Here is a 12,065-nt window from a genome sequence, read left to right on the forward strand (position 1 = left end):
CGCAGAGGGAACAAGAAGGGCGGCACCGCGGAGAACCGCGGTGCCGCCCTTTCCGTACGTACGAGACCGGCGTCTCAGCCCAGCAGGCCGCCGATCGGGTTCTGCGCCCCGCCCGTCGTCGAGCCCGGCTCCGACGGCGTGTCCGTGGTCCCGCCGGTCGAGCCGCCGCTCGACCCGCTCCCGGTGCTGCTCGGGGTGTCGCTCGTCGACGGCGGCGGCGCGGGCTTGGACTGCGTGGGCGTACGGGTGGTGCCCGTGCCGCTGCCCTCGGTGGAGGTCGGGCGCTGCTCCTGGGTCCGGGTCGACTCGCGGGTCGTCTCGGTGGGCCGGCTCGCCTCCTCGGTCTTCTCGCGCTCCGCCGGGGCGTCGCTGGTCGCGGCCGGCTCGGGCGCGGTGGACGCGGCCTCGGAGGGGGTCCGGCGGGCCGGCTCCGTGGGGAGCGGGCGGCCGGGGAGGTGGTTGATCGGGTCGTCGTTCGGGCCCGGGACGGTGATCATCTCGGTGGAGCGGACGGCGCCGCCGAGGACGGAGCCGATGAGGAGGGTGAGGCCGACGACGACGGAGGCGAGGAGGGTGCTGCGGCGCACGACGCGGCGGCGCAGGTCCCACAGTTCGGCGCGGGGGCCGAGGGTGCGCCAGGCCTCGCCCGCGAGGCGGCCGTCGAGGGAGTAGACCGGGGCGCCGGCGATGATCAGCGGCGACCAGGCGGCCAGGTAGATGATGTCGGCGGAGTCGTAGACCGGGACGGTCTTCCAGCTGACGGTCAGGATCAGCGCGGCGGAGAGCAGGGCGCCGACGACGGCCGCGACGCGCTGCCAGAGGCCGAGGACGGTGAGGACACCGACGACGACCTGGAGGAACGCGACGGTGAGGCCGGCGCCGACGGGGTGCTGGAGGGCGAAGTCGCGCAGCGGTTCGGCGAGGGCCCAGGGGTGCAGGGAGTTGAGCCACTTCACCATGGAGCCGCGCTCGCCGCCGTCGAAGTAGACGGGGTCGCAGAGCTTGCCCATGCCCGCGTAGATGGAGATGAAGCCGAGGAAGACGCGGAGCGGGAGGAGGACGACGCCGAGGTTCATCCGGCGGCCCGGGTAGTACGCGTGCCGGACGCTGTCCTGGCCGTGGCGCTGGGCCGTCCGGCCGGACGTCTCCTCGTCCTCGTACGCCTCCGGTCCGAGGGTCTCGGGCCGCATCTCGTACAGGTCGTCGTACGCGCCCTCGGCGCGGCGCATCGGCGGCAGCAGAGGGCCGTCGGCGGGCACCACGGGGGTGGGCATGGTGTCGTCGAAGCGCGGGACGGCCCGGGTGGAGCCGGTGTCCGGGCCTCCGTGACCGCCCCGGCCGACCGCCGGGTCGAGGGTGGAGACGGACGACTCGCGCACGGCCTGGAGGAGGCCGGTCGCGCCCGGTGCGGACTTCCCGCTCCACACGACGGGGCGACGGCGCGGTCCGCCGGCCCCGGACAGGGCTGCGGTGCGGGCGCCGGCGCCGAACTTCGGCTGCGGGGCCGGCGCGAGCCGCACACGGAAGCTGGCGTGGTTCACGATCACCTGGGCGGGATCGGAATCCACCTTGACCATGCTCAACGCGGGCTGATCGTCGAACCCCGGCCGGGGCGTTCTGGTGTCCACACTCATCTAACCGAGTGATCTGGGTTTAGGACACTGCCTTGACGGATCGCAAATGTCCGAGACCCGTCAAGATCAACGCCGACCGGGCCGAGCCCGGCCGGCGCCCGACGCGGCAGGTCACGCCATGCGTCGCCGCGCCGCCTCGTACAGCACGACGCCCGCCGCTACACCGGCGTTCAGCGACTCGGCGCCGCCCGGCATCGGGATGCGGACGAGGAAGTCGCAGGTCTCGCCGACCAGGCGGGACAGGCCCTTGCCCTCGGAGCCGACGACGATGACGACCGGGCCGCCCAGCTCCTCCAGCTCGTGCACCTCGCGGTCACCGTCGGCGGCGAGGCCGACGACCGTGACGCCGGCCTTCTGGTACGCCTCAAGGCAGCGCGTCAGGTTGGTGGCGCGGGCGACGGGCGTACGGGCGGCGGTGCCGGCCGAGGTCTTCCACGCACCGGCGGTCATGCCGGCGGCGCGGCGCTCGGGGACGACGACGCCGTGGCCGCCGAAGGCGGAGACGGAGCGGACGACGGCGCCGAGGTTACGCGGGTCGGTGACGCCGTCGAGGGCGACGATCAGCGGGTCCTCGTGGTCGTCGAAGGCGGCCGCGACCAGGTCCTCGGGGTGCGCGTACTCGTACGGCGGGACCTGGAGGACGAGGCCCTGGTGGTTGAGGCCGTTCGTCATCCGGTCGAGCTCGGGGCGCGGCGCCTCCATGATGTTGATGTTGCCGCGGCCGGTGGCGAGGTTCAGGGCCTCGCGCACGCGCTCGTCGTTGTCGATGAACTGCTGCACGTACAGCGTCGAGGCGGGCACGCCGTCGCGCAGGGCCTCGAAGACCGGGTTGCGGCCGACGACCATCTCGGACAGGCCCTTGCCGCCGCGGCGGGCGACGGGCTTGCGCTTGGCCACGTTCCTGGCCATCGCGTTGGAGACGCGGAACGCCTTGTGGCCCTTGCGGTTCTCGGCCTTGGGGGTCGGGCCCTTGCCTTCGAGGCCCTTGCGCCGCTGGCCACCGCTGCCGACCGTCGCACCCTTCTTGTTCGACGTGCGACGGTTCCTGCGCTGGCTGTTCCCGGCCATGACTACCTGTTTCCTCTGCTGACGTACAAAGTCTGTAAGTGAAGTGTGCCGCCCGGTGACCCGAGCGGCACGTCTTCTAACGGTTGCCCAGCGTCCAGCGGGGGCCGTCGGGGCTGTCCTCGATGGCGAGACCGGACTGGCTCAGCTGGTCGCGGATCGCGTCCGCCGTCGCCCAGTCCTTCCGCTCGCGGGCCGACTCGCGCTGCTGGAGCACGAGCCGTACGAGGGTGTCGACGACGCCGTGGAGCTCTTCGCCGCCACCCGTCTCCTCGGCCCAGTGCGGGTCGAGCGGGTCGAGGCCGAGGACGCCGAGCATGGCCCGGACCTCGGCGAGGCGGGCGATGGCCTCGTCCTTGTCGTCCGCGGCGAGGGCGCTGTTGCCCTGGCGGACGGTGGTGTGGATGATCGCGAGCGCGTGCGGCACGCCCAGGTCGTCGTCCATGGCCTCGGCGAAGGCCGGCGGCACCTCGGCGGCGGGGGCGACGGTCGTCCCGGCCTTCTCGGTGGCGCGCTGGACGAAGCCCTCGATGCGGCCGAACGCCGATTCGGCCTCGCGCAGGGCGTCCTCGCTGTACTCGATCATCGAGCGGTAGTGCGGGGTGCCCAGGTAGTAGCGGAGGACGATCGGGCGCCAGTTCTTCACCATCTCGGACACCAGCACGCTGTTGCCGAGCGACTTCGACATCTTCTCGCCGCTCATGGTGACCCAGGCGTTGTGCACCCAGTACTGGGCGAAGGAGTCGCCGAAGGCCTTGGCCTGGGCGATCTCGTTCTCGTGGTGCGGGAAGATCAGGTCGAGGCCGCCGCCGTGGATGTCGAAGGCGGAGCCCAGGTACTTGTGGGCCATGGCCGAGCACTCCAGGTGCCAGCCGGGGCGGCCGCGGCCCCAGGGGGTCTCCCAGTCGGGCTCGCCCGGCTTGGTCGCCTTCCACATCGCGAAGTCGCGGGGGTCGCGCTTGCCGGTGATGCCGTCCTCGGAGGGCTGGCGCAGGTCGTCGATGTCCTGGTTGGACAGCTCCAGGTACCCCGGGAAGGAGCGCACGTCGAAGTAGACGCTGCCGTCGGCCTCGTACGCGTGACCGCGCTCGATGAGGCCGCGCATCATCTCGATCATCTCGGGGACGTGCCCGGTGGCGCGCGGCTCGTAGGTGGGCGGCAGGCAACCGAGGGCCTCGTAGCCCGAGTTGAACGCGCGCTCGTTCTCGAAGCCGATGGACCACCAGGGGCGGCCCTGCTCGGCACCCTTGGTGATGATCTTGTCGTCGATGTCGGTGACGTTGCGGATGAACGTGACGTCGTAGCCGCGGTACGCGAACCAGCGGCGCATGATGTCGAAGTTCAGCCCCGACCGGATGTGGCCGATGTGCGGGGCCGCCTGGACGGTGGCACCACAGAGGTAGATCGAGACGCAGCCCGGCGTGAGCGGGGTGAAGTCACGGATCTGCCGGGCGTTGGTGTCGTACAGGCGAATAGTCACCACTCCAGGGTAGTGGGCGTGTGGTAGTGCCCCGATACCCGATCCGCGTCTCCGATGACGTTTTTCACCCGGTACCGGGGCCTGCCGGCCCTTCAGGAGCCCCCGGGGGCTCGCCCGGCCGCAGTCCGGACGGCGTCTAGCCCGCTTCCGTCCGGTAGACGAGGGCGGTCGCGAGTGCCGCGAGGCCCTCGGCGCGACCGGTGAGTCCGAGCCCGTCCGTGGTCGTGCCGGAGACGGAGACCGGCGCGCCGGCCGCCTCGCCCAGCGCCTTCTGGGCCTCCTCGCGGCGCTTGCCGACCTTGGGGCGTACGCCGATGACCTGGACGGCGATGTTGCCGATCTCGTATCCCTCGGCGCGGACGATCCGGGCGGCCTCGGCGAGCAGGGTGACGCCGGAGGCGCCGGACCACTCGGGGCGGGAGGTGCCGAAGTGGGCACCGAGGTCGCCGATGCCGGCGGCGGAGAAGAGGGCGTCGCAGGCGGCGTGGGCGGCGACGTCGCCGTCGGAGTGCCCGGCGAGGCCGTACTCCTCACCCTCCCAGAGGAGGCCGGCGCACCAGAGTTCGCGGCCCTTCTCGAAGGCGTGGACGTCGGTGCCGATGCCGGTGCGGGGGATCAGCGGGAGCTGGGGGGTCGGCTCAGAAGCCATCGTTGGCCCTCCTGCGGGCGAGTACGGCCTCGGCGAGGACGAGGTCGAGGGGGCGGGTCACCTTGAAGGCCTCTTCGTGGCCGGGCACGACGACGACGGGCGCGCCGAGCCGCTCGACCATGCCGGCGTCGTCGGTGGCGCCGTCACCGGTGAGGGCGATGGTGGCGTGGGCGTTGACGAGGGTGTCGTGGTCGAAGCCCTGCGGGGTCTGGACGGCGCGGAGCCGGGCCCGGACCGGGGTGGCGACGACCTGCTCGGGGTCGCCCGGCTTCTCGGCCGGCTCGACCTCCTTGACGGTGTCCGCGAGGGGCAGCGCGGGGACGACGGCGACGGCCCCGTCCCGTACGGCCTCGATGACGGCGTCCACGGTGTCGACGGGGACGAGCGGGCGGGCCGCGTCGTGGACGAGGACGGTGGTGACGCCCTCGGGGAGCGCCTGGAGACCGAGGTGCACGGACTCCTGGCGGGTGTCTCCGCCGGGGACGACGAGGTAGTCGGTCCGCTCGGGGAGGGCATGGGTGTCGAGGAGGTTCTTGACCTCGGCAGCCCCGTCGGAAGGGGCGACCACGACGACCAGCTGGACCGCGCGGGAGGCGGCCATCGCGCGGACGGCGTGGATGAGCATGGGGGTGCCGTTCAGCGCGCGCAGCGCCTTGGGGGCGCCCGGACCGAGGCGTACGCCCCGTCCGGCCGCCGGGATCACCACAGCGGTACGAGGAGGACGCGCATCGTCTGACATCGGTTGCACTCCGGCAGGTTTGTTTCCGCGGCCGACATGGGTATGGCCTCACCGTGCCGGACGCTCAGCCTTGACCGGGCCCTTTCCGTGACGACGGTCGAGGCTGTGTTGCCCGAGCACAGGGGTTCGGACGTGAGGAAGCAAGAGGGGGACGGGGACGTACGTAGGAGCATGCGTACGGGGCGTACGCGTACGTGACCATACATACGTACATGAATATGCCGCAGCGCCCGGCAGCTGCACTGTGTGGATCACAGTGCGCCAACGGGCACCACGGCATCATTTCACTTGGTAGCGCGCTCGGATGTCGTCAGAGCACGCTCAGGACGCGAGGACCTCGTCGAGGAGAGCCTCGGCCTTGTCCTCGTTCGTGTTCTCCGCGAGGGCCAGCTCGCTGACCAGGATCTGCCGAGCCTTGGCGAGCATGCGCTTCTCACCGGCGGAGAGACCGCGCTCGCGCTCGCGCCGCCACAGGTCGCGGACTACTTCGGCGACCTTGATGACATCGCCGGAGGCGAGCTTCTCGAGATTTGCCTTGTAGCGACGGGACCAGTTCGTCGGCTCTTCTGCGTACGGTGCGCGCAGCACCTCGAAGACCCGGTCCAGCCCGTCCTGACCGACCACGTCGCGAACACCGACGAACTCCGCATTGTCCGCCGGCACACGAACAGTCAGGTCGCCCTGCGCGACCTTGAGCACCAAGTAGGTCTTGTCCACGCCTTTGATCTGGCGAGTTTCGATGGCCTCGATCAGCGCGGCCCCGTGATGGGGATAGACCACGGTGTCGCCAACCTTGAACGTCATGTGACAGGTACCCCTTCCGTGGCTATCCAGGGTAACACGGATACGGCTTCTTCTGAATGGCGTTTTCGCAGGTCAGGGCATATCTCGGGGCTTGACAACAGCAACACGAACGTGCTGCGGAGGGCTTCCGGAAGGCGGTATTCGCAGGTCGGAGCGGCTGCGTCGACGGAGAGAAACGCGCACACTACACCCACCCGGAGACTCCCACAGGTGGGGCGATGTCCCGTTTTGTCTGGTTCGGAGTGGCCTTCTTCCCCTACTCCGTTCGAGGATCGTCCACCCGTACGGATGCATCGCGGGGTGTTTCCGTAATTGATCAGCCGAGCCGGGTCCGGGATTTTCCGGAGGCGCGGCTCCGGGGAATGCGCGGGGCGCCTCGAATTGATCAAGGCGGTTATGTGAACAACAGGTCAATGGGTCGTGATCCAGCCACATCGGCCGAGCTCCGTCGCTGCGGTCCGCGGGACCGCCGGAGAGCCCCGGAGACGCCCGCGACCGCTTAGGGGCGGGTCGAGTGCGGGACGGAGAGTAGGGCTCGGTAACCTGAGCGCGCTGACACACCTTTAGCTGGACCTTGGTTCCGCAGCCTGTCCATTGCCCGTCCGTACGTCATAGGAGATGCCGCCGCCGTGAGCCGCAGCCTTCGACGCGGCGCCCTCGCCGCCACCGCCATCGTGTTCTCCATCGCCGCGCTGTCCGCCTGTGGTGCGGGCAACGACGCGCAGACGCTCGGCGTCCGGCCGGACAACGCCGCCGTCACCGTGGACGACGTCAAGATCCAGAACGCGCTGGTCATCACCCAGCCCGCGCGTGGCGTCAAGGGTCCCGCCGCGGTCTCCGCCACCGTCTTCAACAACGGTCGCCTGCCGCAGACCATCGACTCCATCAGCCTGCCGGGCAGCCGCGCCCTGGTGAAGCTGAAGGCGGCCGAGGGCACCGGCCCGATCACCGTCCCGGCCGGCGGCTCCGTCGTCATCGGCGGCGAGGGCAACGCCTCCGCCATCATCGAGAACGGCGCCGAGGCCGCCCGCGACGGCGACGCGCAGCAGGTCGTCTTCAAGCTGAGCCGGACCGGCGACGTGAGCCTGAACGCCTTCGTCGTCCCGGCCACGAGCTACTTCAAGGACTTCGGCCCGACCGTGATCCCGGCTCCCCCGGGCACCGAGCCCTCCGCCACCGCGACGCCCTCGGGCGAGGCGGAGCACGGCACCGAGGCCTCCGCCGAGCCGACGGGCATCGCGTCCGGCGAGCCCTCGGGCGAGGCGAGCCACGCGGCCGGTCACTGACCGCACGTACGACGTGAAGGGCGCCCTCCCCGGCCGGGGAGGGCGCCCTTCACGTATGCATGGAGTGCGCGGCCGGAAAGCCGTGCCCGCACGACGGCCCGGCCTCACGGCCGGGGCCCGCGGGCTCCGTGACCTCGCAGCCGAGGGCCACGGCCCGGCTCGCAGCCGGGTTCTACGGCTCGAACTTGTAGCCCAGGCCGCGGACCGTGACCAGGTAGCGCGGGGCGCCCGGGTCCGGCTCGATCTTGGCGCGGAGGCGCTTCACGTGGACGTCGAGGGTCTTGGTGTCGCCCACGTAGTCCGCGCCCCACACCCGGTCGATGAGCTGCATACGGGTCAGCACGCGGCCCGCGTTGCGCAGCAGCATCTCCAGGAGGTCGAACTCCTTCAGCGGCAGGTCGACCTTGCCGCCCGCGACCGTCACCACGTGGCGGTCGACGTCCATCCGGACCGGGCCGGCCTCCAGGGCCGCCGGGGTGACCTCCTCCGGCTCCCCGCGGCGCCGCAGCACCGCGCGGATGCGGGCGACCAGCTCCCGCGAGGAGAAGGGCTTCGTCACGTAGTCGTCGGCTCCTATCTCCAGCCCGACGACCTTGTCGATCTCGCTGTCCTTGGCGGTCACCATGATGACCGGGACGTTCGAGCGGCCGCGCAGCTGACGGCACACCTCGGTACCGGGGAGCCCCGGAAGCATCAGGTCGAGGAGGACGAGGTCGGCCCCGTTGCGCTCGAACTCGTCGAGGCCGTCGGGCCCGGTCGCCGCAACGGCGACCTCGAAGCCCTCCTTGCGAAGCATGTAGGACAGGGCGTCGCTGAAGGATTCCTCATCCTCGACGACGAGCACTCGGGTCACGGAAGGACCTCCGGGGCAGGAAGCGGTTCGGTCATGAGATCAGGGGTGGGGGAGGCGGGCCGGCGATCCCGTACGGCGCCCGCCTCGGGCAGCCGCAGGGTGAAGGTGGAGCCCTGGCCCTCGGTGCTCCAGACGGTGACCTCTCCGCCGTGGGAGGCCGCCACGTGCTTGACGATGGCCAGTCCGAGTCCCGTACCGCCGGTGGCACGGGAACGGGCCGGGTCGACCCGGTAGAAGCGCTCGAAGACGCGCTCCTTGTCCTTGTCGGGGATGCCGATGCCCTGGTCGGTGACGGCTATCTCGATCAGGTCGCCGGCCGGGGCGGCCACGCGGCGGGCGGCGATGCCCACCCGCGTACGGGCCGGTGAGTAGTTGACCGCGTTCTCGACGAGGTTGCCGAGGGCGGCGGCGAGCTGGCCGCGGCTCCCCCAGACCCGCAGAGCGGCGTCGCCGCCGGAGACCATGGTGATCTGCTTGGTGGAGGCGGTGTGCCGGGAGCGGTCGATCGCCTCGGCGACCAGCTCGTCCACGGACACCGGCTCGGAGTCCTCCAGCGGGTCGTCGTTCTGCACGCGGGAGAGGTCGATCAGCTCCTGTACGAGGTTGGTGAGGCGGGTCGCCTCTATCTGCATGCGGCCGGCGAAACGGGTGACCGCCTCGGGGTCGTCCGAGGCGTCCATGACCGCCTCGGAGAGCAGGGAGAGCGCCCCCGTGGGCGTCTTGAGCTCATGGCTCACATTGGCGACGAAGTCGCGCCGTACCGCTTCGATGCGACGGGCCTCGGTGAGGTCCTCGACCAGCAGCAGCACGAGGCGCGAGCCCAGCGGGGCGACCCGGGCGGAGACGGCGAGGGCCTCGCCGCGTCCGGTGCCGCGCCGGGCGAGGTCCAGCTCGACCTGCCGTATCTCTCCGTCGCGGCGGGTGTCGCGGGCCATGTTGAGCATCGGCTCCACGGCCAGCTTCCCGCCCCGGACCAGGCCGAGTGCGTACGCCGCCGAGCTGGCCTTCACCACGGAGTCGCTCTCGTCGAGCACGACCGCGGAGGAGCGCAGCACGGACAGCACGGTGTCGACGCCGGGCGGGAGCACGGCGTCGGTGTGCAAGGAGGTTCGGGTGGGTCTCGCCTGGTCGCGCTCGCTCCAGCGGAACGCCAGCATGGCGATCACGCCGGTGCACACGCCGGCGATCGCGGCCAATGCGGCGACCGCCGCGTTCACGTCCATGCCTCAAGGTTATGCGGGCCGACGGACACTCTCCCAGCCGTCCGAGTGGCTGCTCGAACACTCGTCGCCCAGAGTTCACCGTGAAGACCGGGCCGGTTCACTTGTCCTGGGAGGGGCGGTGGCGTACGTAGCCCAGAGTTCACCTGGGGGACGGAGGTGGTTCATGTGTGGGGGTGGAACCGGACGCGTACAGGGCCGAACGTGGGAGCGTGGGGGTCCGAAGCCCCACCCGGACCCCGGAGCATTGCGTAGAGAGGGACATCCATGCGGGACGCGTACCACGAGGAACTTGACTCGATCGGCGAGGGCCTGGTCGAGATGGCCCGACTCGTCGGGTCGGCGATCGGGCGCGCCACGACGGCGATGCTCGACGCGGATCTGAAGCTCGCGGAGAGCGTGATCGCCGCGGACCAGAAGGTCGACGACCTCCAGCACGACCTGGAGGCGCGTGCGATAGCACTGCTCGCCCGGCAGCAGCCGGTGGCGACGGACCTGCGCATCGTGGTGACCTCGCTGCGCATGAGCGCCGACCTGGAGCGCTCGGGCGACCTGGCGCAGCACGTCGCGAAGCTGGCGCGGCTGCGGTTCCCCGACACGGCGGTGCCGCGGGACCTGCACGCGACCATCCTGGAGATGGGGCAGCTGGCGCAGCGCCTGATGGCCAAGGCGGCGGAGGTCATCATCACGAAGGACGTCGACCTGGCGCTCCAGCTGGAGCAGGACGACGACGAGATGGACCTGCTGCACCGGACGCTGTTCCAGCACCTGATCGACGACCGCTGGAAGCACGGCATCGAGACGGCGGTCGACGTGACGCTGCTCGGCCGCTACTACGAGCGGTTCGCGGACCACGCGGTGTCGGTGGCGAAGCGGGTCGTGTACCTGGTGACGGGTGAGCACGCGGACGAGCTGCAGGCGGCGGACGCGCCGGTGGAGGGCGCGTAGTTCCGCGGGTGCGGGGGCGCGCGGGGCGTGCCGGAGGGCGCACGGGCGCGAGGAACTCCCGTGCGCCGTTGATGCGCCCGGCCGACTGGGCATGCACTGGGGAGAGACGACTCCGCGTCTCGTAAGGGAGGGATCCCCATGTCCGATTCGCCCATCACGACGGACTCCACGCCGGAAGCGCCCCGCGAGGCGGTGCGCCTGCCCCTGCTGGGTGCCTGCGGGTGCGGCTCGGGCTGCGGCTGCGGCTGCCAGTCGGGGTCGCCGTGCCAGTGCGGTGGCTGCTCGGGCTGAACGGTGAGGGGCGGGATGCGGCGGTCGCCGCGTCCCGCCCCCTTCCCCTTCTCTGTGCCGAGTGCGTTCTACAGGTCGAGTACGCCGACGGTCTGGTCTCCGCTGGTCTCGCCGGTCGTACGGAAGCCGAGCCGACGGTAGAAGGCGCCGGGGCCGTCCTCGCCGGGTTCCCAGGTGACGTAGAACCGCTGTTCACCGCGCCGCAGCAGTTCCTCGCGGACGGCGTCGACGGCGAAGCGCCCGTACCCCTTGCCCTGGGCGTCGGCGGAGATGTTGAGCCGCCAGAGACCGCTGCGGTGGTCGTTGGGGTCCTTCTTCTCGTTCCACTGGATGTCGAGGAAGGCCATCAGGAAGCCGACGAGCCGGTCGCCGTCGAAGATGAGCCGCGGCCAGGCGGTGTCGCCGTAGGCGTAGGCCTCGGCGAGGGAGCGGACGACAGGGGCGACGTTCCGCTCCTGGTGGGGGTGGACGCGCAGGGCGAGGGCGGCGTCGATGGTGGCGGGGGTGACCGGTTCCAGACGGAGTGACGTGCTCATGGCCTGGACGGTAGCCAGTCGGCGGGGCCGGCGCCGATGAATATCGGACGCCGGCCTGCCGTGCCCGTGGCGAGCGGTCGGGGTCGAACGGGCGAAGTGTCTTTCTGTCCCTACTGTCCTCTTACTGTCCGCGCTGCTGCCCGCCCTAGCGGACGAAGACCACCGAGCGGAGCTTGAGGCGGTCGGAGGCCGGGCGGCCGTGGGGGCGCAGCGTCCAGGAGTCGCCCGTGCAGTCGGGCCCGGTGAAGACGAGCGCGTACTCGTCGGTGTCGTTGTGCGGGGCGAAGGCAGGCTCGGAGGAGCCGGGGTCGGCGGCCTCGGCGAGCGTGATGCACACGTCGCTCGCCGGGTCGTGGAGCGTGATCCACTGCCGGTCGCCGCTGAAGCCGACGAACTGGTAGCTGAAGTCGCCGGTGGTGGCGTGGGCGGGGGCGGCCAGGGTGGCGGTGAGGGCGAGGGCGCCGCAGACGGCGGCGACGGAGTGGCGGAGACGCACGAGGGTTCTCGTTTCGGTGGTTCGGCGGGCCGGTGGTTCGGGGGCGGCTACGGGAACGACCGAG

The 12,065-nt window shown here is 71.2% G+C and carries 12 protein-coding genes; 2 read left to right on the top strand and 10 right to left on the bottom strand.

Annotation, left to right across the window (positions count from 1 at the left end):
* Positions 1–74 precede the first annotated feature (74 nt).
* The 6 genes from ASD33_RS04455 to ASD33_RS04480 all read right to left on the bottom strand — a co-directional run bounded on the left by ASD33_RS04455 (position 75) and on the right by ASD33_RS04480 (position 6,371).
* On the bottom strand, positions 75–1,634 hold the full coding sequence (locus ASD33_RS04455) for a DoxX family membrane protein (RefSeq protein ID WP_056553412.1): 1,560 nt from the start codon (positions 1,632–1,634) through the stop codon (positions 75–77).
* Positions 1,635–1,745: 111 nt separating this feature from the next.
* The gene (gene rlmB / locus ASD33_RS04460; protein WP_056553415.1) at positions 1,746–2,702 is read right to left on the bottom strand and encodes a 23S rRNA (guanosine(2251)-2'-O)-methyltransferase RlmB; all 957 of its coding nucleotides are present in this window, start codon (positions 2,700–2,702) and stop codon (positions 1,746–1,748) included.
* A 76-nt stretch (positions 2,703–2,778) separates the two neighbouring features.
* Entirely contained in the window at positions 2,779–4,179 is a 1,401-nt protein-coding gene (gene cysS / locus ASD33_RS04465; RefSeq protein WP_056553418.1) for a cysteine--tRNA ligase, read from the bottom strand.
* A 136-nt stretch (positions 4,180–4,315) separates the two neighbouring features.
* Complete coding sequence (gene ispF / locus ASD33_RS04470; protein WP_056553421.1) at positions 4,316–4,828, bottom strand: 2-C-methyl-D-erythritol 2,4-cyclodiphosphate synthase; 513 nt, start codon at positions 4,826–4,828, stop codon at positions 4,316–4,318.
* A complete protein-coding gene (ispD, locus tag ASD33_RS04475; RefSeq protein WP_056553424.1) occupies positions 4,818–5,567 on the bottom strand; it encodes a 2-C-methyl-D-erythritol 4-phosphate cytidylyltransferase in 750 nt (249 codons plus the stop codon). The genes ispF and ispD overlap by 11 nt, the downstream gene beginning before the upstream one ends.
* 321 nt (positions 5,568–5,888) lie before the next feature.
* A complete protein-coding gene (locus tag ASD33_RS04480; RefSeq protein WP_003953493.1) occupies positions 5,889–6,371 on the bottom strand; it encodes a CarD family transcriptional regulator in 483 nt (160 codons plus the stop codon).
* A gap of 629 nt (positions 6,372–7,000) precedes the next feature.
* On the opposite strand from ASD33_RS04480, the gene ASD33_RS04485 reads away from it, so the two are divergent.
* A complete protein-coding gene (locus ASD33_RS04485; protein WP_056553427.1) occupies positions 7,001–7,657 on the top strand; it encodes a hypothetical protein in 657 nt (218 codons plus the stop codon).
* 172 nt (positions 7,658–7,829) lie between these two features.
* Here ASD33_RS04485 and ASD33_RS04490 read toward each other — a convergent pair whose 3' ends face one another.
* The gene (locus tag ASD33_RS04490; protein ID WP_015035162.1) at positions 7,830–8,510 is read right to left on the bottom strand and encodes a response regulator transcription factor; all 681 of its coding nucleotides are present in this window, start codon (positions 8,508–8,510) and stop codon (positions 7,830–7,832) included.
* The gene (locus tag ASD33_RS04495; RefSeq protein ID WP_056553430.1) at positions 8,507–9,733 is read right to left on the bottom strand and encodes an ATP-binding protein; all 1,227 of its coding nucleotides are present in this window, start codon (positions 9,731–9,733) and stop codon (positions 8,507–8,509) included. Before ASD33_RS04495 ends, ASD33_RS04490 begins: the two co-directional genes overlap by 4 nt.
* 264 nt (positions 9,734–9,997) lie before the next feature.
* Between ASD33_RS04495 and phoU the strand changes: the two genes are divergently transcribed.
* A complete protein-coding gene (phoU, locus tag ASD33_RS04500; protein WP_056553432.1) occupies positions 9,998–10,678 on the top strand; it encodes a phosphate signaling complex protein PhoU in 681 nt (226 codons plus the stop codon).
* Positions 10,679–11,037: 359 nt separating this feature from the next.
* Here phoU and ASD33_RS04505 read toward each other — a convergent pair whose 3' ends face one another.
* Both ASD33_RS04505 and ASD33_RS04510 read right to left on the bottom strand, forming a co-directional pair.
* Positions 11,038–11,505: a GNAT family N-acetyltransferase gene (locus ASD33_RS04505; RefSeq protein WP_056553435.1), complete on the bottom strand. Its 468-nt coding sequence runs from the start codon at positions 11,503–11,505 to the stop codon at positions 11,038–11,040.
* A gap of 145 nt (positions 11,506–11,650) precedes the next feature.
* Positions 11,651–12,001: a hypothetical protein gene (locus tag ASD33_RS04510; RefSeq protein WP_056553438.1), complete on the bottom strand. Its 351-nt coding sequence runs from the start codon at positions 11,999–12,001 to the stop codon at positions 11,651–11,653.
* Positions 12,002–12,065: the final 64 nt, after the last annotated feature.

Source organism: Streptomyces sp. Root1304 (assembly GCF_001426405.1).
In the GTDB taxonomy this organism is placed as follows: domain Bacteria; phylum Actinomycetota; class Actinomycetes; order Streptomycetales; family Streptomycetaceae; genus Streptomyces.

What these genes read in the sequence shown, in the direction of transcription:
- ASD33_RS04455 (WP_056553412.1), bottom strand. Translation starts at nt 1,634, where the DNA reads ATGAGTGTGGACACCAGAACGCCCCGGCCGGGGTTCGACGATCAGCCC.
- ispF (WP_056553421.1), bottom strand. Translation starts at nt 4,828, where the DNA reads ATGGCTTCTGAGCCGACCCCCCAGCTCCCGCTGATCCCCCGCACCGGC.
- ASD33_RS04480 (WP_003953493.1), bottom strand. Translation starts at nt 6,371, where the DNA reads ATGACGTTCAAGGTTGGCGACACCGTGGTCTATCCCCATCACGGGGCC.
- ASD33_RS04495 (WP_056553430.1), bottom strand. Translation starts at nt 9,733, where the DNA reads ATGGACGTGAACGCGGCGGTCGCCGCATTGGCCGCGATCGCCGGCGTG.
- ispD (WP_056553424.1), bottom strand. Translation starts at nt 5,567, where the DNA reads ATGTCAGACGATGCGCGTCCTCCTCGTACCGCTGTGGTGATCCCGGCG.
- ASD33_RS04505 (WP_056553435.1), bottom strand. Translation starts at nt 11,505, where the DNA reads ATGAGCACGTCACTCCGTCTGGAACCGGTCACCCCCGCCACCATCGAC.
- rlmB (WP_056553415.1), bottom strand. Translation starts at nt 2,702, where the DNA reads ATGGCCGGGAACAGCCAGCGCAGGAACCGTCGCACGTCGAACAAGAAG.
- phoU (WP_056553432.1), top strand. Translation starts at nt 9,998, where the DNA reads ATGCGGGACGCGTACCACGAGGAACTTGACTCGATCGGCGAGGGCCTG.